Consider the following 19,066-nt stretch of genomic DNA (forward strand, 5'->3'; position numbering starts at 1 on the left):
TTGGGGGCACCCGCGGCGCCCGACACCGCAAAGCTAGGCTGTTCACACCCATTGGTAAAATCGATTGTTCAAATCGTGACGATAGGTCACATATATCAACGGGCCTATGACACGAGGCGAAGGGCGCCCCATGAACCTGCGTGATCTGCGATATCTGCTGGCGGTGGCCCAGCACCGTCATTTCGGCCGGGCCGCCGCCGCCTGCCACGTCAGCCAGCCGACATTGAGCAGCCAAGTGGCCAAGCTGGAGGCGCGGCTGGGCGCGCCCCTGTTCGAGCGCACCAACAAATGGGTAGCGCCGACCCCCTTGGGCGAGGAGGTGCTGGTCCATGCCGCCCGCGCGGTGGCGGAGGCGGACGCCATCGTGGCGCTGGCGGGCGCCCGCGACCCCCTGGCCGGGCCCCTGACCCTGGGCGTCATCCCCACCCTGGGCCCCTATCTCATGCCCCGGATCTTCGCGCCCCTACGCCAACGCTGTCCGGCCCTGACCCTGGAATTGTGGGAGGACACCACCGACGCGGTGGTGGAACGGCTGCGTCGCCGCCAACTGGACGCCGCCCTGATCGCGACGCCCGTGGCAGGTGACGATCTGGCGGAGCGGCCGCTGTTCCAGGAAGGATTCCTGGCCGCCCTGCCCCCCGACCACGCGCTCGCGGAAAGCGGCGAAGCGGTGGACGAGGCGGCCCTGGCGGCCGACCTGCTGGTGCTGGCCGACGGCCATTGCCTGCGCGAGCAGGCCCTGGCGGCGTGCGCCCGGCCCGATCCCGGCGGATGGTCCCTGCGCGCCACCAGCCTGGAAACTTTGTTGAACATGGTGGCCGCCGGCTATGGCACGACGCTGGTGCCGGCGCTGGCGGCCCAGGTTCACGCCAGCCGCCAGGACGTGGTCTTTCGCCCCCTGGCCGGTGCGGCGGCGGGGCGGCTGATCCGCCTGGTCAGCCGCGCCACCTTCACCCGCCAGCCGGCGCTGGACGCGCTGGCCGGATTGGTGAAGGCGGTGACCGCTTGACCCTATATCAGCGCCGCGGCACCGTGGCGCGACGGGGGGCGGGCGCACGCTTGGGTACGCTCGCCGGGGCAGTGCCAACGGGGCCAGCGGCAGTGGGGGCGGTGACGGGTGCGGTGGCGACGGGGCCGGGCTCGGGTTCCGCCGTCCCGTCCACCGGCGGGCTGGTGGGCGCTTCGCTGATAACCGACGTCTCGGCCGGCGGTGGCTCGCTGGGGGTGGGGGCCGCCTTGGCGCGGCGCACCTTGGCCGTGGCCGGCTTCGGCGCCTCATCCGGCGCGGGCGTTGGCTGGGACACCGCGCCGCCGGGCGCCTTCTTGGCCGCGACATCGCGGAACAGGGCCACGATGCTGTCCAGCCGTTCCTGGCCGCGCGTGTCCAGGGCACCGGCGGCATTGGCCACCGCCACCAGGGTGTCCGACAAGGCGTGGATCTCCTCCGCCGTGGCGCCGGCCAGCAGTTCCGGCAGGGTTTCCAGGGCGGCGGCCGGGTCCAGCAGCAACATCAGGAATTGGTCCCGCACCAGTTGCTTGAACTCCGCCAGCTCCAGCCCACGGCCGTGGGTATCGCGTAAAGCCCGCAGGGCGTTGAAGCCCCGGGCGTCGGCCATGCGCTCGGCCAAGGCGACATGCAGCAGGGCGCGCATGCCGGCCTCGCGCAGGCCACCGACATGCAGACGGCGGCGCAGTTCCGCCCCCTGCTCCGCCAGGAAGCGGCGGTGTTCCGGCGTTTCGCCCGGGTGGCTGCGCGGCGGGGCGTCGTCAGCGTCCAGACCGAACAGCGCCTGGGTCAGGGGGTGGCCGTAAAGGCCCATGAACAGCGCCTCCGCCGTCGCGTCGCGGCGGTCGCGGTAGACGTCCAGCGCCGTTTCCATGTGATGCGCCAGGTGCTGCTCCATGCGGCGCCACATATTCTCCTCCCCCACCGCGCGGCGGTCGCGGCGGGCGGCGGCGGCCAGCGCCGGCACGCCGTTCAGCCAGGGGTTGGTGTCGGAGAATAGTTCGTAGCTGAGGCGCAGGGGGTGCAGGTTGCGCAGCGCCTCCGCCGTGGTTTCACCCACCAACTGGCGCACCCAGGGCTGCACGAAGTCACGGTACAGGCCCAGATTCACCCGCGATAGGCGGTCCACGGTGGCGAAGCGACGTTCATCGTCGGGCAGCGGCTGCACGTGCGCCGCCACGTCGTTGATGCTGCGCGCGGCGAAGCGCAGGACGTTGGGGTCCCCTTCCTGCCCCGATTTGCCGGAGGGCGCGGCCTCGGCGGGCAGGATTTGCGCCTCGTACAGGCCGGGGGGCAGCACGTCGATGAAATCAATATTGGACGCGAACTCCCGATGCTCCTTCCGCGCCACCGAGGCGGAGACGAAGATCCCCAGATGGCCCACGCTCTCATGCACGGCGTAGACGATGGTCTGGCCGTGGCAGCGGATGTCGTCCACGCTTTCATACAGGTCGCAGATCCAGCCCAGGGCCTGCGGTGGCGGCGAGATGTTGTCGCCCTTGGAGCAGAAGACGATGATGGGCGAGCGGATGGCCCGCAGGTCCACGCGCACGCCATCCTTGGTGACGATGTCGGCGGTGGCCAGGCGGTTGCCGACGAACAGCTTGTCGACGATGTACTGGATTTCATCGCCGTTCAGCAGGACGTGGCCGTTCCACCACTTCTCGAAGCCCAGATAGCGCGGCGCCTCGGTATCGACCTTGTCCCACAGGGCGTACTGCTTGCCCACCAGGGTGTTGGCGGGGTTCAGGTTCTCGAAGTTCTGCACCAGCCAGGCGCCATCGAACAGGCCGGCGCCCAGGTCACTGGCAAGCGCCGTCAGCCAGCTGCCGCCCAGCAGCCCGCCGCTGTAGCGCATGGGGTCCTTCCCCCGCTGACCGGCCCAGAAGGACAAGGGCGTGCCGGCGATGATGATGGGACCGAACAGGTCGGGGCGGATGGCGGCCGTCATCATCAGCTGCCAGCCGGCCTGGCAGTTGCCGATAACCACCGGCTTGCCCTCGGCCTCCGGGTGCAGCTCGATGACCTTTTCCAGGCAGGCCGCCTCGGCCGCGATCACATCCTCCACCGTCTGGCCCGGAATGGGCCGCGGCAGGAAGCCGATGAAATAGCAGGGATGGCCGGCGCCCAGGGCCACGCCGATCTCGCTGTCCGACTTGAAGCCGCCGATGCCGGGGCCATGGCCGGCCCGGGGATCGACAATGACGAAGGGGCGCTTCTTCAGATCCAGTTCCACGCCCGCCGGCGGGATAATGCGCTGCAGCGAATAATTCACCGGCCGGGGCAAGGTGGCGCCGTCCAGCACCGTCTCGCTCTCGAAGCTCAGCACCGTGGGGGCCGTCTGGGCCATGTGCTCATGGTACTGGGCGCCGCGCTGGCGCAGCACATCCATGACCAAGGCGGTGCGCTGGCAGGCGTCGATGGTGTACGCCAAGCCATCCTGCCACAGGCGGAAAGGCCAATGATTGCTGGGATCCAGGAAGCCCTCCGGCACCCGGAACGGGCCCATAGGGCTGGTCGCGTCGGTAGAAGCCATCGGCTGTCCCTCTCCAATCCTTCCCGTCCCACTGCCAGGACGACGGAATAACCCCGCGGGGTGGGAGTATAGCCAACCGCTCCCGCGAGCGCGAAGAAGGTTTTGCGTCGCACAAAAGGGATAGGCCGCCGGCGGTCTCGACCGGCGGCCTATCCCGGCTCGGGGCGTCCAGGTGTCGCCCACCACCCCGACCGTCATGTAGCTGGATCAGTAGCTGAGGCAACGGTCCCCGGCCGTCGCGCCGTCCAGCACGATGGCCAATTCGGCGGCCACGGTGCGGGCCTGCCGCCACGAGGCGCAGGGGATGCGATAGCGCCAGGGCACGGGCTCGCCCGCCCACACCACGATTTGGGCCAGCGCCTCCGGCCGGGCGATGTCGGCGGGACGCACGGGCTGAACCGTCACCTGCGCCAGGGGGAAGTCGCCCGCGCGGCGGGGGTCGCTGATCCACACCCGGCCGGCGGCAAGGTCGACGATGACGGAACCGCCAGCCGGCAGATGGGCGGGCGTGGCGAAGGACCAATCGGCGGCCCGGGGCGCGGGCGCGTCGGGCGGCGCGGTCCGCTGGGCCGTGGCGTGGGTGACGAGGTCGATCAGGGTGTTGAAGCCCAACATGGCGGCCTATCCGGCAAGGGTCGTTCAGGCCCCCATTGAGCCGCCAGGCGGGCATTAAAATTCCATAGCAGAAACCCCCGCCGTTCATTAAAGCCGCGATAACCGGGGCTTGGGGGCGGCCACGTCCGGCAAGGGCGCCGCCCCCGGGACCGGATTATCCCGGGCATCGGCGTCCCCTCGGCGGTTCGATGTCAGGCCGCCTTGACGCCGGTGATGAACCGCGAAACCTCGGCGTTCAGATCCTCCGCCTGGTGCGACACGTCGCGCGCGGACTCTTGCAACTGACCAGCGGCGGCACCGGTCGCCACCGCCGCCTGATGCACACCCGTGATGTTGCGGGATACATCCTCGGTCCCCTTGGCGGCCTCATTCACGCTGCGGGCGATTTCCGAGGTGGTTGCCGACTGTTCCTCAATGGCGGAGGCGATGGCCATGGCGATGTCCGACATCTGGTTGATGGTGCGGCTGACGCTTTCGATGGCGGCCACGGCCTGGGTCGTCAGGCCCTGGATTTCGCCAATCTGGCTTTCGATGTCGCCCGTCGCCTTGGCGGTCTGGTTGGCCAGGCTTTTCACCTCGCCGGCCACGACGGCGAAGCCCTTGCCCGCCTCACCCGCCCGCGCCGCCTCAATGGTGGCGTTGAGGGCCAGCAGGTTGGTCTGGCCGGCGATGTCGCTGATGAGTTGCACGATCTCGCCGATCCGGTGGGCGCTGTCGGCCAGGCGGCGCGCGGTGCCGCTGGTCTCTGTCGCCTCCTGGATCGCCTTGGTGGCGATGGTGCGGGACTTTTCCACCTGGCTGCCGATCTCCTGCACGGTCGCCACCATCTCATCGGTGGCGGAGGCCACGGTCTGGACGTTGGCGGAGGCCTGCTGCGCGGCGGCGGCCACGGCGCTGGACTGGGCGTTCGTCTGTTCCGCCGTGCTGGTCATGCTCTGCGCCGTGGCCTCCATCTCCGTGGCGGCCCCCGCCAGGGCGTTGACCAACTGGGCCACCTTGGCCTCGAATCCCTGGACCAGATGTTCCAGGGCCTGGGCGCGGCGTTCCTTGGCTTGACGTTCCATTTCCTGGACCTGGGCAAGATCGCGGGCCTGGACCATGCTGTCGCGGAACACCCGCAGCGCGCGAGCCAGGGTTCCCACCTCATCACCCCGGTCGGTATCGGGGATGGCAACGGCCAGGTCGCCGGCGGCCATGGTTTCGACCACGCCGGTGGTGCGGGCGATGGGCCGGACCACGCCGGCGACGATCACCACGGTGGCGCCCGCGCACAGCAGGGCGCTGGCGGCGATGGCCGCCCAGGTCATCCAAAGGGCGGTGGCATACAGGGCGGCGCCACGATCGGCGGCCTTTTTGCCTTCCATCCGATTGAAGTCGGTGTCGGCCAGGACGCTTTCCTGCGCGGCCTTGAAGACCTTGAGTTCATCACCCAGGAACAGGGGCAGGGCCTTCGCCGCCGCCTCCTTATGGGCCAGGTCATCCACCTGGGCGGCCATCGTCTTATACTGGGCCCACATGTCGTCGAAAGCCTTCATCAGGCGTTCGTCATCCGTGCCCAGGGTGACCAGCGGCTGGTAATCGGCCCGCGCCTTGTCCGCCTGGCCCACCGCGTCGGTGTACTGGGCCTCCGCAGCCTTCAGCAGGGCGGCGTCATTGGCGACAGCGGCCATGACCAGGCGCCCCTCCACCGCGCGGGCATCGGTCACCGCCACCCCCAGCCGGCCCAAGGCCGCGGTGGAGGGCAGCCAGTTGTCGCGCATGTCGGCGGCGGTGTCGCTCACCGCCGCCGTCCGGCTGAGACCGAACAAGCCCAGTCCCAGTGTCGTCAGAAACACCACCAGAAAAGCCGTCAGGATTTTGAGGCGGATGGAAAGGTTGCGCCAGGCAGTCATGATTTCTTCCTTTCCTGGATGGTCCTGAAATCGGGTTGGGATCGGCCATGGACGCCCGTCGGCAGGGGCCATACCACCACCATCCCTCATTCAACCTTTCCGGTTAAGGAGGGGTTAATTCCCCATCCTTCCATGCCACGCCCGATACCGTCATAAATTGTTGATTCTAAAAGTTTTATATTGTTGCTCCCATTATCAGCGGACCTCGCCATGGCAGCAGCGCGCGTAAATGCCGCACCCGTAAAGGTCGATTTATTGCACCGGGTAGGTGCAGGCGCGTTGCGGCCTAGGTCGCAAGCGTTAACGACCCGCTAACCCTTAATGGCCTAGTCTTGAGCCTGTCAGGCAACGCTGGTCCGAACGATCAGCGGTCGCCGAGGGAGAAGGCCGCCGATAAGGTCGGTCCCAACAAGGGCCCCAAGCGGGACATCCGCCGGCAGGACCCGCCACCACCAAGCGAGAACGGCCCCTTTGGCAGAAGGCGGCCGCAGGATGTGTTTGCGCCATGCCCATTCTTCCCCGTTTATGCGCCCTGTGGCTGGTGCTCTGCCTGATGGCGGTGCCAGCCCTGGGCGCCGGCCGCAACGACGACCCCGTCGACATGGGCGGCCTGGCCGCGCCGACGGCCGCGCCCCCCGCGCCGGCGCCGCTGGTGGTGCATGCCTTGAACCAGGGCACGGCCTCCGCCTATGTGCTGAAGGTGTTGAAGCTGGCGCTGGCCAAAAGCGGCCGGCCCTATGTGCTGAAGATCGACGACCACCCCCTGCCCACCGCCCGGGTGCTGCGCCTGCTGGAGCAGCCGGACAACGGTGTGGTGGATGTCTATTGGCTGCCCACGGCGCCGGCGCTGGAGGCACATTTCCAGCCGGTGCGGGTGCCGCTGGACCGGGGACTGATGGGATATCGCCTGCTGGCGGTGGGTGAGGCCGGCCAAGCCAAGCTGCAGGACGGCCAGCCCCTGGCCCTGGCGCAGGGAACCGGGTGGCCGGAAGCCCGCCTGCTGCGCGCCGCCGGCCAAACCGTGCGCGAGACGACCGGCAACCCGTACGCCGACGTCGCCGATGGCGCCGCGGACGCCGTGCCCCGCAGCAGCCTGGACATCGAGCAAGAGGTGGAACGGGCGCAAGCGGCGGGCGTGCCGGTGACGGTGGCACGCGATGTCGCCCTGTTCTACCGCGACTTCTACCTCTACTTCTTCGTGGCCAAGCATAACGACCGCCTGGCCGACATGCTGCTGGACGGCCTGTATGAGGCCTATGCCGACGGCTCGTTCATGGCCCTGTTCCGCAACGACCCGCAAATCCAGGCGGCCATGGCCTACACCAAGCAGGGCCGGCGGGTGCTGGCCCTGCCCAATCCCGATGCGACCACCCCCACCCGCGCCTTGGCCGCCAGCCTGACGGAAAGCCTGGAATAGCGGCGGGCCGCCATTCCGCCGCCGCCTACTCCACCAGGCCCATGGAAACGATGAAGATCAGGTAGAAGGTCAGCGCCAGCATGGCCACCCACAACAGGCCGATGGTGCGCCATAGGGCGCCGAACGTGCCCAGCCGGTAGGCGCCCTTGAGGTGGGCGTACATGTGGATGGGGGGAACGAAGCACATCAGGACGCCGATGGCGTCCGCCCCCAGCCCGGCCCGGGAACCCAGGGCCGCGACCGCCGTCAGCACCGCCATGAAGGAGAGGGAGTGCAGGGCGAAGACCACATGGTCGTAGAGAAAGACGCCGCGCTTGAACAGGAACATCAGCCAGATGAAGGGCACCGACAGCGGCACCAGCAGGAAGGACAGCTTGGAGGCCAATTCCTTCATCTTGTAGAGCGTCAGTTCGGGATTGCGCAGGGCGTGGCGGACATGCTCCTCCAGCTTGGGCATGCCTAGGTCCACGTCGAACAGTTGTTTGGAATCGGCCAGTTGCTTGGCGGAGCGGGCCCAGGCCGGCTCATCGGTGGTGGCGGGTTCCTCATCGGTGACGGCTGGCGCCTTGATCGTTGGGGCGTCCGGTTTCGTCTCCCCGCCAACCGCCTCGGTCGCGGCCTTGGCCTTCAGGCCGGCCGCCGCCGCCGCGTCGAAGGCCTTCAGCATGGCCTCCGCCACCTTCAGTTCCTGCCGGCGCTTGTCCCGCAGGGCAGTGGCGTCGGCGACGTCACGTCCCTCGCGCTGGGCCTCCGCCAGATCGTTTTCCGCGTCCTTGAGTTCCCCCTTGGCGTCGGCGACGGTGGACTCCAGTTCCGCCCGCCCTTCCGCCAGAGACTGATGATCCAGGCTTTTCAGCGGGTTGCCGCCCAGTGACTTCGCCGGCGTATCGACGAAGGACAGGGAGAAGAACATCAGGAAGACGCAGAACAGGAACAGCGCCAAGGGCGAGACGTAGCGCACGCGATGCCCTTGGACATAGCGCCGCGTCAGGCTGCCGGGGCGGAAGGCCAGCATGGGGAAGGTGCGCCACACCTTGCTGTCGAAATGCAGGATGCCGTGGAAGAACTCCTCCACGATGTGCAGCATGGACCGGTGGACGTGCCCCGGCTGGCCGCAGGCGTGGCAGTAGGCCCCGGTCAGATGCGTGCCGCAATTGGCGCACCGGTGGTGGCCATCCTCATGGGTGACGGCGGCCTGATGCCGCTCACCCTCGATCGCCCTGGCGACCAGGCTGGCTTCCGCCAGGCCGCCAGCCGCCTCAATCTCCCCGCTCATTCCCCTGCCCCCCAAGGCCATCCCCCGCAGCGGCGCGGGGCCGGCGCCGAGGATGCGGGCAGCACGGCTTAATTGCAAGATTGGCGGGGCGCCCTACGGCGTTAGGAAGGCTTAAGGGATGAAATAGAAGGGGTTGGGCAGTTTGAAGCCACGCTCGGCATGGCCGCCGGCCAGGTCGCTGTCCTGATCGCCCATGTTGGCGATGATGGTGTAGCCTTGGGCCTCGATACGCGCCCGCTCCGCCGCCTTGTAGTCCGCCGCCGATGGACTGTGGGTCCCGGGTGTCCGCAGCACCAGGCCGGCCCAGCCCTCATAGCCCACGGCCGTCAGGTTGCGGGCGGTGGCCTCACGCTCCGTTTCCGGCCGGCCGGTGATGAAAAAGACGGCGACGCCGGCGGCCCGCGCCTGACGGTAGACCTCCAACGTCGGCGCGATGACGGTCGCCCGGCCCATCATCTCCCAGGCCGGGGCGGCGCACGGCCCCCGCTCCAGGTCGCAGCCGCCGGCGGTGATGTAGCCGAAGTCGTTGATCCGCAATTGCGGCCAGTTGCTGAGCGATGTCTCGTCAATGTCCAGCACCAGGGCGGGACGGACGCCGGCCGGCAAGGCGACGGTACGCGTCTTGATCCAGGCGGCGGCCTCGCCCGCCACGCGGGCCAGGTCGCGGTCATAGGCGCCGCTGTCGTGATAGGCCACTAGTTGGGTCTTCACCACGCCCAGGTTGGGCAAGCCGGGCGCCGGCGTCGCCAAGGGCGCCTGTTGGGCGCAACCGGCCAGCAGCAGGGAGGTCAGGACCCGAATGGACAGGGCGCGAACGGACATGCGGGCGGGCTCCTTCAGGGCTGAGGACAAGCGCAGCGGGTGTAGCCATCGACCAGGGTCTGGTCCAAGGCGCACAGATACAGCGGCTGATTATCCGGCGTCATGGCGGAGGCCTCTGGCCGGGCGACGCTGTAAATGGCGCGATAGCGCGCCTGGACCGGCCCGCTGTCGCGGATGTGCGCGATGATGCCACGCAGGGCCTGGGGCGTCAGGGTCTGGGTGCCCCAGGCCCGTGCCGTGTCGTACTCGGGCAGCCAGCGGGCGGTGCGCAGGCTGGGCCCTTCGGCCAGGTTGGCCAGGTAGTAGGTGGTCAGGTGGGCGACCGAGCCATCGGCCGCCGCCACCCCCAGCTTGAACGCCGGGCTTTGCTGATAGACCGGGCTGACGGCCGGGGTCACCAGCACGGGCACCCCGGCACCGGAAGGACCCACCAGGCGCAAATCGTCCATATGGACATGGCCGGCGAACAGCACCTTCACGATGTCATGGTAGGGCGCCATCTCCGCCTCGAACCGCGCCTCCATGCCGGGGGCGAACAATTCGACAGGCGCGGTGCAGGCGGGCACCGGCTGGCCGGCGGTGACCGCCTCCTTCCCCGCCTTGGCCCAGGCGCTGGCGGTGGCATAGCTGTCGATGCCCGGCACGACATGGGTGATCAGCCAGACGCTGTCGCCGGCGGCCTTGGCGTCCGCCAACGCCTGGTGCAGCCAGGCCAGCGTGGTGTCCTGCGGCGTGTCACCGGGGCGCCCGCAGCTGTTCTTGTACTTGCGGGCCAGGGGCACCGTGTCGAAGGACACGATGCGCACGCCCTTCAAGGTCGGATGGCGGATGACGTAGTTGCCGGCCAGGCGCCAGTCCCGGGCGATGGCCGCCTGATCCGCTCCGCCGCCAAGACCGGGGCCGAAACCCTGGGTCAGCAGCGGCAGGGTGTCCGCCAGGAACGGGCCGTTGGGCGCCACGGCATAGTCGCCGCAATAGCTGTCATTGTTGCCCAGCGCCGTCAGCACCGGAACGCCCGGGAAGGTCTGCCGCAGGGTTTCCAGCAGCACCGTCACCGTCTTCAACGCAAAGGCGCGGTAGGCCGCATCATCCCCCTTGTGCGCCGGCAAGGTCTCCTCGAACGTGTCGCGGAAGTCGTGGGCCAGCATGTCGCCGGTGTGCAGGATGTAGGCGGGATGCCGCTGGGCCTGCCGCATCGCCGCGAAGGCGGAGCGGAGCAGGAACCAGTTGCTGTCCCGGCCGAAGGGAGACAGGCGCCGGTCGGCGGCGCTGTCCAGGATGGCCGGCCAGTCCTTTGCGGGTGCCGCGTCCAGCCGGGCGGCCAGGCTGGCGTCGTCCAAGGGATTGAAATGCAGGTCGCTGACCACCAGGAAGGGTGCCGGCTCCGCCACCGGGGCCACGGTACCGGCCGGCTTGGCCGCCCAGGCCACACTTGCCCCCAACAGGCACAAGCCCATCGCCACCGCCGTGGCCAGGCCCGGCAAGGTCATCCGCTTCACCACCAGCTGCCCCTTGGTTTCGCACCCACGGTATCGCGCCCCGTTGATGGCGGGCCGCCCCCGCCCTGTCAATGGCGCTGGCCGCCACACCGCAAAAACATGACCAAATGGACAGGATTTGACCCGGCCCGCCACCGTTTATTTCCCGGAAACTTGGGTCTTCCTGGTTGTATTCAACCGAGTGGCTGGATACCGTTTCGTATTAACGCCGAATTGCAGGCCGGCGACATCATGGGGCGGGGACATGGGACGGACGGGATGGGGTCTGGTGCTTACGGCGGTGGCGCTGATGGCGCTGGCAGGGTGCAAGAAGAAGGACGAGGTCGTCTACAACGGGCAAATCACCGAACTCGCCCCACCGCCCTTCGTCCCACCGGTCGAGGTGCCTATTGGCGCCCTGCCCATGGATATGGCGGCGCGCAAATATGTCGCCGTCAGCCATGTCTACACGGTGAAACTGCCCGCTGCCGCCGTGGAGGCGACACAGCAACGCCATCTCGACACCTGCGCCAAGCTCAACTGCTTCATCCTGAAAAGCACCCTGGACCGTATTTCGGACGGCTCGATCAAGGCCACCACCGAGCTGCGCCTGCCGCCGCAGGGGATGGAGGCCTTCACGAAGGACTTGACCGCCCCGCCGGTGGAGGTGACGGCGCATTCCCGCACGGCGGAAGACAAGACCCTCGCGGTCCTGGATGTGGACAAGCGCCTGGAAACCAAGAGCGCCCTGCGCGAGCGGCTAACGACCCTGCTGCACAGCACGACCTCGAAAAGCGTCCATGATCTGCTGGAACTGGAACAACAGATCGCCGAGGTGCAAGGCGACATCGAAAGCACCACGGCTCAGCGCGACCACCTGCGCACCGTCACCGACACCGTCGACATTACGATCAATTACAACGGTGAGGCCCCCGCGAAAGCGCCCCAGGCGGGCCTGAACTGGGGGCCCATCCGTGACGCCGTGAAGGAATTCGGCCAGACGCTGATCGGCTCGGTGGCCACCTTGGTGGACTTCGTCGCCATCATCCTGCCGTGGCTGCCCCTGGTCCTACTGGCTGCCTGGCTGTTGCGACGCTTCGCGCGGCGTCTACGCCGTGGCCGGCACCCCGGCAACAAACCACCTATGGAAACCACGCCCGCTTAAGCCAGCCGCGCCACCAGCGACAGGGGCAGCAGCTTCAGGACCGGCGCCATATAGGCCCAGGGCCAGGCGGGGACGTGGGCCGTGGCCGGTTCCCGCTCGATGGTGCGAACCAGCAGGCGGCTGCCCACATCGCCGGGGATGGCGAAGGGCAGGCGCTTGGCGCCCGCATTCAGTTCGGTGTGGATATAGCCGGGGAACAGGGTGGTGACCCGGATGGGGGTGCGCAACAGCTCGGCCCGGATGCCCTCCGCCAGGGCGGCCAGGCCCGCCTTGGTGGCGGCGTAGGTGGTCAGGTGCTTGGGCAGGCCGCGCAGCGCGCTCATGGAGGAGACGACCACCAGATGGCCTTTATTACGAGATCGGAATAACTCAACAGCCGCCTCGCACTGCGCCAGGGCCGCCACGAAATTGGTCTGGGCCGTCGCCAGGTTCTCGGCGAAATGGCCGGTGCCGATGCGCCGGCCGGAGCCGATGCCGGCATTGACGACGATGCGGTCCAATCCACCCATTTCGCTATCGAAAGCATGGAAGGTCTCAAACACCGCCGCGTGGTCGGTGACGTCCAGCGGGCGTATGGCGACACGGATGCCGGGATGCGCCTGCAGCAGGTCCCGCCGCAACGCCTCCAGCCGGTCGGCGCGCCTCGCACAGAGGGCCAAGTCCCGGCCGAGGGCGGCGAATTCCCGGGCCATGCCCAGGCCCAGGCCGGAGCTGGCGCCGGTGATGAGGATCGTGCGATTTGGGGTGGATGGGGCCGTCATGGGAGCCTCGATTCGGGACGTCGGGTCAGCGATAGGTAAGCAAGCCATCCGGCCCTTCCAGGCCCGCCTGCTCATTGAGGCTGGACAGCGACCAGCCAGGCCCGACCCGGCCCACGGCCCGGGTCGGGACCAGCAGCTTGGTGACACCGCCATTAACCAGGCCCCAATGGACCTGGCGGGCGGCGGCGGCATCCAGGCCCAGCACCGCCTGCACCGCCACCATGATGGGCCCGCCGGAGGAGAAGACCAGGACGGCGGCGCCCGTCTGTCCGCTCGTCTGACCACCCGTCTGGGCCGCCCGGGCCAGACCGGCCAGCACGCGGTGGCGGAACACGGGCCAGCTTTCGGCGTAGTCGGCATCATGGTCCCCGGCCATCCACCGGGTCACCGCCTCGGCGAACAGCGCCTGATAGGCGCGGCGGGGATCGGGCGCGGTGGAAAGTTCCGCCCGAAGCGCGGCGGCATCGGCCAAATCCGGCCGATGGCGGGCGACCAGGTCGGCGGGGTCGTACTCGTTGAGGTCCGTGTCGACGGCCACGGCGGTCCCGGCCCGGCCCATGGCCTCAAGACAGGCGGCGGCGGTATCGCGGTGACGGGTCAAGCTGCCGCTGATGGCGACGACGCCCGTATCGCCCAAACGCGCGCCCAGCAGTTGGCCCACCACCCGGCCCTGGGCGATGCCCAGCGCCGACAGCCGGTCGTAATCGTCCGCCCCGAAGGACGCCTGGCCATGGCGGATGAGGTACAGCGCCACCATGGGATCAGCGCCCGGCCCAGCGCAGAATGCGGCGGCAGCGCCAGTCCAGATACGTCACCAGCAGCCAGAAGCGCTTGAACGCCGGGTTGCGGGTCTGTCGGTGGTGATAGCGGTAGTAGATCTGCTGGGCGATGACGGCCAGGCGGAAGAGGCCGAACACCTCGTAGAAGGTCCAGTCCACCGCCTGGGCGTCCAGCCTGTCCCCCATGGCCGCCAGATAGTGGGCCACCACCGCGTCGCGGGTCAGCATGCCGGGCAGGTGGGTGGGCTGCCGGCGGGTGGAGCGCATGATGAAATCATCGTCCGCCTGCACCCAATAGGCCAGTGCCCCGCCCAAATCCATCAGCGGGTCGCCGATGGTGGCCATCTCCCAGTCCAGCACGCCGATCACGCGCGTCGGGTCGGCGGCGTCCAGCACCAGATTGTCGAAGCGCCAGTCGTTGTGGATGACACAGGCGGCGCTGTCCGCCGGGGTGTTGGCCGCCAGCCAGGCCCGCACCCGGGCGAAGGAGGGCACGTTCCAGGTGCGCGCCTTGAGGTAGCGCCCTGACCAGCCCTCCACCTGGCGGCGGCAATAGCCCTCCCCCTTGCCCAGGCCCGACAACCCGGCCGCCTCCGGGTCCACCCGGTGCAGCGCCACCAGCTTGTCCACCATGGCCAGGCACAGGCGGCGCACGGCATCCGGGCTCATGTCCAGGCCACGCGGCAGGTTGGCGCGGGGAATGATGCCGGCGATGCGTTCCATGACATAAAAGTCGGCACCGATGAGCCGGTCGTCCTGGCACAGCCCCACCATGGTGGGAACCCAGGGGAAGACGGGCTTGAGCGCCTGCTGCACGCGAAATTCACGGACCATGTCGTGCGCGGACTTGGCCTTGGTGCCGGCCGGGGGACGCCGCAGGATGAAGTCCCCCTCCGCCCCGTCCTCGCCATAGGCCAGGCGATAGGTCCAGTTGCTGGCGCCGCCGGAATATTGCGTCACTTGCGGCTGGCCCGTGAGCGTTGGTCGCTGGCCCTTCAGCCAGCGGTCGACCGTGGCCACGTCCAGCTCCTCCCCCGCCCGCACCGGGCCGGCCCGGTCGGTCACGGGCCGGGGTGGGGTCTCCGCCTGGGCCACCGTCATCGGGCGCCGGCCGTCGGCTGCGGGGCCTGGGCGGCGGCGGTGCGCGACGGTGTCGCCATGCTGCGGGCCCGCCGATCGATCATGGCCACGTACCAGGCGCGGGGCATCAACCGCTTCATCAACCAGAAGCGGCGCCCCTCCTTGTGCGGCAGCAAATGGCAGCGGCCCACGGCCACGCCCTGGTAGACATACTCGGCCACATCGTCGGCCGTGATGCCGGGACGGTTCAGCAGCTTGTCCACCCGGGCGCGCAGCCGGGGATCGGTGGTGCGCAGGCTGGACGCCAGGTTGGTCTTGAAGAAGGACGGGCAGATGACGCTGACGCCGATGCCGCAGGGCGCCAGCTCATGCTGCAAGGTTTCCGAGAGCGACACCACCGCCGCCTTGGTGGCGTTGTAGGCGCTCATCGTCGGCATATCGAGCAGGCCAGCCATGGAGGCGGTGTTGACGAAATAGCCATGGCCCTGCGCCTTGAACATCGGCGTGAAGGCTTTGCAGCCCCGCACCACCCCCATCAGGTTGATGTCGATGATCCAGCGCCAGTCATCCAGCGGCGTGTCGTCGATGTTGCCGGCCTGGGCCACGCCGGCGTTGTTGACGACGATGTCGACCCCGCCCCAGCGCTGGGTCAGGGCCTGGGCTGCGGCGTCCAGGGCGCCGTCGTCGCGCACGTCGCACGGGATGGCGAAGGCATCCGGGGCGATGGCCGACAGCTCCGCCACCGCCGCCGCCAGGGCATCCGGGTTGATGTCGCCCAGGGCCACCCGCCAGCCCGCCCGAGCGTAGCGCTTGCCCAACGCCAGGCCCAGGCCACTGGCCCCGCCGGTGATGAAGATGCGCCCGCCGCCGCTACCCATCTTCGGTGTGATCGCCACCATGCCGTCAACCCTCCCCTTTGGTCTTTTTGTAGCCGCGCTTGGCCAGTTCGATCCGGGCGATCATGGCCTTGTGCACCTCATCCGGCCCGTCGGCCAGACGCAGGGACCGCGCCTGGGCGTAGAACCCGGCCAGGGGTGTGTCACCCGATACACCAGCGCCGCCATGGATCTGGATGGCGGCGTCCACCACCCGCTCCAGCACGCTGGGCGCCACCACCTTGATGGCGGATATCTCGGTCAACGCGGCCTGGGTCCCCACCTTGTCCATCTTCCAGGCGGCGTAGAGGGTCAGCAGGCGGGCCTGGTCGATGGCCACGCGGGCCTCCGCCACCCGCTCACGGTTACCACCCAGGTCGATCAGCGGCCGGCCGAAGGCAGTGCGGGCCATGCCCCGGCGGATCATCAGGTCCAAGGCCGCCTCGGCCGCCCCCAGGCAGCGCATGCAATGGTGGATACGGCCGGGGCCCAGGCGGCCCTGCGCGATCTCGAACCCCATGCCGGGCCCGGCGATCAGGTTGGACGCGGGCACGCGGACCCGGTCGAACGTCACCTCACCATGGCCGTGCGGCGCGTCCAGGCTGCCGAAGACCGGCAGCATGCGTTCGATCCGCACGCCGGGCGCGTCCAGGGGCACCAGCACCATGGAATGCTGGTGATGCCGATCGCGGCTTTCATCCGGGGTTCGGGCCATGACGATGGCGATGCGGGCGCGGGGGTCGCCGATGCCGCTGGACCACCATTTGCGGCCCGTCACCACCACCTCATCCCCCTCCACCACCGCCGTGGCGGCCATATTGGTGGCGTCGGAGGAGGCGACCTCCGGCTCCGTCATGCAGAAGACGCTGCGGATCTCACCGGCCAGCAGGGGTTTCAGCCATTGTTCCCGCTGCGCCGGGCTGCCATAGCGCCACAGGACCTCCATATTGCCGGTGTCGGGGGCGTTGCAGTTGAACACCTCCGGCGCCATCAGGCTGTGGCCGGTGGCCTCGGCGATGGGGGCGTATTCCAGGGTGCTGAGGCCGGCGCCCAATTCCGCGTCGGGCAGGAACAGGTTCCACAAGCCCTCCGCCTTGGCGCGGGCCTTCAGCTCTTCCATCTTCGGCGGCACACGCCAGCCGGTCCAGTCGGGCCCGTCATGGGCCGCCACGTCGCGCCAGTACTGAGCCTCCACCGGCGCGATATGATCGGCGATGAAGCGGCGGACACGGTCCAGATAGTCCTGGGCCCGCGCGCTGGGCTGAAAGTCCATGGCGTCCTCTCCCTTTTGTTGAGGGGAGTGTAGCGCCGGATTGACATGAACAGTCCGGAAGTTTATGCGCGATAAACCATGAATGACGTTCATGATACGCGCCTGCTGGCCAGGCTGGACCTGAACCTGCTGCGGGTATTCGACGCCGTGTACCGGGCGCGCAGCCTGACCCGCGCGGCGGATGAGCTGGCGCTGTCGCAGTCGGCGGTAAGCCACGCCCTGGCCCGCCTGCGCGACCAGTTGGGCCCGCACCTGGGCACGGGGGCCACGGGGGTTGGAAATGAACCGCTGTTTCCCCGCGACGGCCGGGGGGTGGCCCCCTCGGCCCTGGCGCGCCGCCTGGCGCCCCGGGTGAGGGAGGCGCTGGCCGCCCTGGGACGGGCCCTGGCCGACGTACAGGACTTTCAGCCGGACCGCGACCTGCGCCAGGCCGTCATCGCCATGCCCGAGGCGGTGGAGCCGGCCCTGCTGCCGGTCATGATGGCGCGCCTGAGACAGCATCTGGCGGAAGGATCCAGCCCCCGGCTGGACAGCGTGCGGCTGGATCGCGCCACCATGAAGGCCGACCTGGCCCGGGGGCGCATGGATCTGGCGGTTGACGTGGCGCTGGCGCCCGACCCGGACCTGTGCCACCTGCCCCTGCTGCGGGACGATTATTGCCTGGTCGCGGCGGCCGGCCATGCGCCGGTGGACCTGGACGGATATCGGACGGCGGCCCACATCGCCGTCTCCTCCCGCCGCAGCGGGCCGGCGGTGGAGGACTACGCCCTGCTGCGCCTGGGCATACAGCGAAAAATCGCCCTGCGCTGCCAACGGTATGAAACCGCCTGCCGCGTGGTAGCGGAAACCGGCCTGAATGGGGGTGGGCTTTTGCTGACCATGGGCCGCCATCATGGCCAGCCGCTGGTGGATGGCAGCCGGGGTACCCTGAACATCCTGCCCCTTCCCCTGGACATGCCGCCATTGGCGTTTAATCTCTACTGGCATCGGACCAGCGACACCGATCCCGCCAGTCGCTGGCTGCGCGACGTTCTGCGCCCGGCTTGAGGGGCGCCGTCATCACAAGGTCGCCGTCATTTCAAGGTCAAGGACCACCGCCATGCCGCGATTCCTGCGCCCCGCCCGCTTAAGCCCGTTGTTCCGACGCATCCTGCCCTTGGCCTTCGCCGCCCTGCTGGGGTTTGGCCTGGGGGCGGGCCCCGCCCGGGCCGACACCGCGGCCGACCTGGCCATGGCCCGCCTGGCCATGGCCAGGCATGATTATGCCGACGCCCTGCCCAAGCTGACGGCGCTGGCCCAGCAGGGGGATGCCGGGGCCATGGTGGAACTGGCCAAGGCATACGGCCAAGGCCTGGGCGTGACTGTGGATAAGGACAAGGCCCTGGCCTATCTGCGCCAGGCGGCGGACAGGGGCAACGCCCAGGCCCAGGTGGGGCTGGCGGTGCTGTACGACCAGGGCAGCAACGGCCTGCCCAAGGACCCGGTGGAAGCCGCGCGCCTGTACAAACTAGCGGCCGACCAGGGCAACGCCCGCGGCCAGGTCAGCCTGGGCTGGCATTATGAGCACGGCAGCGGCGTGCCCCAGGACGTGGCCGAGGCGGTGCGCCTCTATACCCTGGGTGCCCGCCAGGGCGATCCCGCCGGTCTCACCAACCTGGGCTGGATGTACCAGAACGGCACCGGCGTGCAGGCCAACCTCACGGAGGCCGCGCGCCTGTACAAGCAGGCGGCCAGCCAGGGCTTCGTTCGCGCCCAGGGCCAGATGGGGGCCATCTACCTGGCCGGCCTGGGCGTCGCCAAGGACCCGGTCGAGGCCGCGCGCTGGAACATGATGGCGGCGGAGCGGGGGTGGGTGCCCGCCCAGTTCGCCCTGGGATTCCAATACCGCCAGGGCGAAGGCGTCCCCCGTGACGACGCCAAGGCCCTGCAGTGGCTGCGCAAGGCGGCCGATGGCGGGGAACAGGGCGCCATCACCCTGCTGGCGCAGATGTACGAAAACGGCGACGGGGCGCCCAAGGACCTGGCGGAGGCCAAACGCCTGCGCGCCCTGCTGCCCGCGGACCGGCGGCCGGGGACGACGGCGCAGTAGCC

At 69.0% G+C, this 19,066-nt stretch carries 16 protein-coding genes; 5 read left to right on the plus strand and 11 right to left on the minus strand.

Translation table 11 applies throughout. The features are described from left to right. Positions 1-130 precede the first annotated feature (130 nt). Positions 131-1,009 carry a hydrogen peroxide-inducible genes activator gene (locus tag UCD39_RS03775; protein ID WP_330494752.1) on the plus strand — a complete coding sequence of 293 codons (879 nt, stop codon included), beginning with the start codon at positions 131-133 and terminating at the stop codon, positions 1,007-1,009. Between the two features lie 7 nt (positions 1,010-1,016). Here UCD39_RS03775 and UCD39_RS03780 read toward each other — a convergent pair whose 3' ends face one another. The 3 genes from UCD39_RS03780 to UCD39_RS03790 all read right to left on the minus strand — a co-directional run bounded on the left by UCD39_RS03780 (position 1,017) and on the right by UCD39_RS03790 (position 6,049). Then, the gene (locus UCD39_RS03780; protein ID WP_330494753.1) at positions 1,017-3,542 is read right to left on the minus strand and encodes a DUF3141 domain-containing protein; all 2,526 of its coding nucleotides are present in this window, start codon (positions 3,540-3,542) and stop codon (positions 1,017-1,019) included. Between the two features lie 207 nt (positions 3,543-3,749). Then, the gene (locus UCD39_RS03785) at positions 3,750-4,157 is read right to left on the minus strand and encodes a hypothetical protein (RefSeq protein WP_330494754.1); all 408 of its coding nucleotides are present in this window, start codon (positions 4,155-4,157) and stop codon (positions 3,750-3,752) included. Positions 4,158-4,348: 191 nt separating this feature from the next. Further along, entirely contained in the window at positions 4,349-6,049 is a 1,701-nt protein-coding gene (locus UCD39_RS03790; protein WP_330494755.1) for a methyl-accepting chemotaxis protein, read from the minus strand. Positions 6,050-6,554: 505 nt separating this feature from the next. On the opposite strand from UCD39_RS03790, the gene UCD39_RS03795 reads away from it, so the two are divergent. Continuing rightward, the gene (locus tag UCD39_RS03795) at positions 6,555-7,466 is read left to right on the plus strand and encodes a hypothetical protein (protein ID WP_330494756.1); all 912 of its coding nucleotides are present in this window, start codon (positions 6,555-6,557) and stop codon (positions 7,464-7,466) included. Between the two features lie 25 nt (positions 7,467-7,491). On the opposite strand, the gene UCD39_RS03800 is transcribed toward UCD39_RS03795, so the two are convergent. From UCD39_RS03800 to UCD39_RS03810, 3 genes are all read right to left on the minus strand, one after another. After that, positions 7,492-8,742: a DUF3667 domain-containing protein gene (locus UCD39_RS03800; protein WP_330494757.1), complete on the minus strand. Its 1,251-nt coding sequence runs from the start codon at positions 8,740-8,742 to the stop codon at positions 7,492-7,494. A 111-nt stretch (positions 8,743-8,853) separates the two neighbouring features. Next, the gene (locus tag UCD39_RS03805; RefSeq protein WP_330494758.1) at positions 8,854-9,564 is read right to left on the minus strand and encodes an HAD family acid phosphatase; all 711 of its coding nucleotides are present in this window, start codon (positions 9,562-9,564) and stop codon (positions 8,854-8,856) included. Between the two features lie 14 nt (positions 9,565-9,578). Beyond that, entirely contained in the window at positions 9,579-11,066 is a 1,488-nt protein-coding gene (locus UCD39_RS03810; RefSeq protein ID WP_330494759.1) for a metallophosphoesterase, read from the minus strand. A gap of 241 nt (positions 11,067-11,307) precedes the next feature. Between UCD39_RS03810 and UCD39_RS03815 the strand changes: the two genes are divergently transcribed. Next, positions 11,308-12,207 carry a DUF4349 domain-containing protein gene (locus tag UCD39_RS03815; RefSeq protein ID WP_330494760.1) on the plus strand — a complete coding sequence of 300 codons (900 nt, stop codon included), beginning with the start codon at positions 11,308-11,310 and terminating at the stop codon, positions 12,205-12,207. Here the strand turns inward: UCD39_RS03815 and UCD39_RS03820 are convergent. The 5 genes from UCD39_RS03820 to UCD39_RS03840 are packed head-to-tail and all read right to left on the minus strand — an operon-like array spanning position 12,204 to position 16,975. Further along, complete coding sequence (locus UCD39_RS03820; protein ID WP_330494761.1) at positions 12,204-12,968, minus strand: SDR family oxidoreductase; 765 nt, start codon at positions 12,966-12,968, stop codon at positions 12,204-12,206. The genes UCD39_RS03815 and UCD39_RS03820 overlap by 4 nt on opposite strands. A gap of 25 nt (positions 12,969-12,993) precedes the next feature. After that, positions 12,994-13,725: a histidine phosphatase family protein gene (locus tag UCD39_RS03825; protein WP_330494762.1), complete on the minus strand. Its 732-nt coding sequence runs from the start codon at positions 13,723-13,725 to the stop codon at positions 12,994-12,996. Positions 13,726-13,729: 4 nt separating this feature from the next. Then, positions 13,730-14,848: a phosphotransferase family protein gene (locus UCD39_RS03830; RefSeq protein ID WP_330494763.1), complete on the minus strand. Its 1,119-nt coding sequence runs from the start codon at positions 14,846-14,848 to the stop codon at positions 13,730-13,732. Then, complete coding sequence (locus UCD39_RS03835) at positions 14,845-15,726, minus strand: SDR family oxidoreductase (RefSeq protein ID WP_330494764.1); 882 nt, start codon at positions 15,724-15,726, stop codon at positions 14,845-14,847. The genes UCD39_RS03830 and UCD39_RS03835 overlap by 4 nt, the downstream gene beginning before the upstream one ends. 4 nt (positions 15,727-15,730) lie before the next feature. Beyond that, positions 15,731-16,975 (minus strand): acyl-CoA dehydrogenase family protein, encoded by a 1,245-nt coding sequence (locus UCD39_RS03840; RefSeq protein ID WP_330494765.1) that lies wholly within the window; start codon positions 16,973-16,975, stop codon positions 15,731-15,733. A gap of 78 nt (positions 16,976-17,053) precedes the next feature. Here UCD39_RS03840 and UCD39_RS03845 point away from each other — a divergent pair, with 78 nt between their 5' ends. Both UCD39_RS03845 and UCD39_RS03850 read left to right on the plus strand, forming a co-directional pair. Further along, a complete protein-coding gene (locus tag UCD39_RS03845; protein ID WP_145732563.1) occupies positions 17,054-18,022 on the plus strand; it encodes a LysR family transcriptional regulator in 969 nt (322 codons plus the stop codon). A gap of 52 nt (positions 18,023-18,074) precedes the next feature. Then, positions 18,075-19,064: a tetratricopeptide repeat protein gene (locus tag UCD39_RS03850; protein ID WP_330494766.1), complete on the plus strand. Its 990-nt coding sequence runs from the start codon at positions 18,075-18,077 to the stop codon at positions 19,062-19,064. The last annotated feature ends 2 nt before the right edge of the window (positions 19,065-19,066 follow it).

The organism is Nitrospirillum karajorum (assembly GCF_036348415.1).
GTDB lineage: Bacteria > Pseudomonadota > Alphaproteobacteria > Azospirillales > Azospirillaceae > Nitrospirillum > Nitrospirillum amazonense_B.

What these genes read in the sequence shown, in the direction of transcription:
- UCD39_RS03840 (WP_330494765.1), bottom strand. Translation starts at nt 16,975, where the DNA reads ATGGACTTTCAGCCCAGCGCGCGGGCCCAGGACTATCTGGACCGTGTC.
- UCD39_RS03820 (WP_330494761.1), bottom strand. Translation starts at nt 12,968, where the DNA reads ATGACGGCCCCATCCACCCCAAATCGCACGATCCTCATCACCGGCGCC.
- UCD39_RS03830 (WP_330494763.1), bottom strand. Translation starts at nt 14,848, where the DNA reads ATGACGGTGGCCCAGGCGGAGACCCCACCCCGGCCCGTGACCGACCGG.
- UCD39_RS03795 (WP_330494756.1), top strand. Translation starts at nt 6,555, where the DNA reads ATGCCCATTCTTCCCCGTTTATGCGCCCTGTGGCTGGTGCTCTGCCTG.
- UCD39_RS03775 (WP_330494752.1), top strand. Translation starts at nt 131, where the DNA reads ATGAACCTGCGTGATCTGCGATATCTGCTGGCGGTGGCCCAGCACCGT.
- UCD39_RS03785 (WP_330494754.1), bottom strand. Translation starts at nt 4,157, where the DNA reads ATGTTGGGCTTCAACACCCTGATCGACCTCGTCACCCACGCCACGGCC.
- UCD39_RS03790 (WP_330494755.1), bottom strand. Translation starts at nt 6,049, where the DNA reads ATGACTGCCTGGCGCAACCTTTCCATCCGCCTCAAAATCCTGACGGCT.
- UCD39_RS03825 (WP_330494762.1), bottom strand. Translation starts at nt 13,725, where the DNA reads ATGGTGGCGCTGTACCTCATCCGCCATGGCCAGGCGTCCTTCGGGGCG.
- UCD39_RS03850 (WP_330494766.1), top strand. Translation starts at nt 18,075, where the DNA reads ATGCCGCGATTCCTGCGCCCCGCCCGCTTAAGCCCGTTGTTCCGACGC.
- UCD39_RS03805 (WP_330494758.1), bottom strand. Translation starts at nt 9,564, where the DNA reads ATGTCCGTTCGCGCCCTGTCCATTCGGGTCCTGACCTCCCTGCTGCTG.
- UCD39_RS03845 (WP_145732563.1), top strand. Translation starts at nt 17,054, where the DNA reads ATGAATGACGTTCATGATACGCGCCTGCTGGCCAGGCTGGACCTGAAC.
- UCD39_RS03800 (WP_330494757.1), bottom strand. Translation starts at nt 8,742, where the DNA reads ATGAGCGGGGAGATTGAGGCGGCTGGCGGCCTGGCGGAAGCCAGCCTG.
- UCD39_RS03815 (WP_330494760.1), top strand. Translation starts at nt 11,308, where the DNA reads ATGGGACGGACGGGATGGGGTCTGGTGCTTACGGCGGTGGCGCTGATG.
- UCD39_RS03780 (WP_330494753.1), bottom strand. Translation starts at nt 3,542, where the DNA reads ATGGCTTCTACCGACGCGACCAGCCCTATGGGCCCGTTCCGGGTGCCG.
- UCD39_RS03835 (WP_330494764.1), bottom strand. Translation starts at nt 15,726, where the DNA reads ATGGTGGCGATCACACCGAAGATGGGTAGCGGCGGCGGGCGCATCTTC.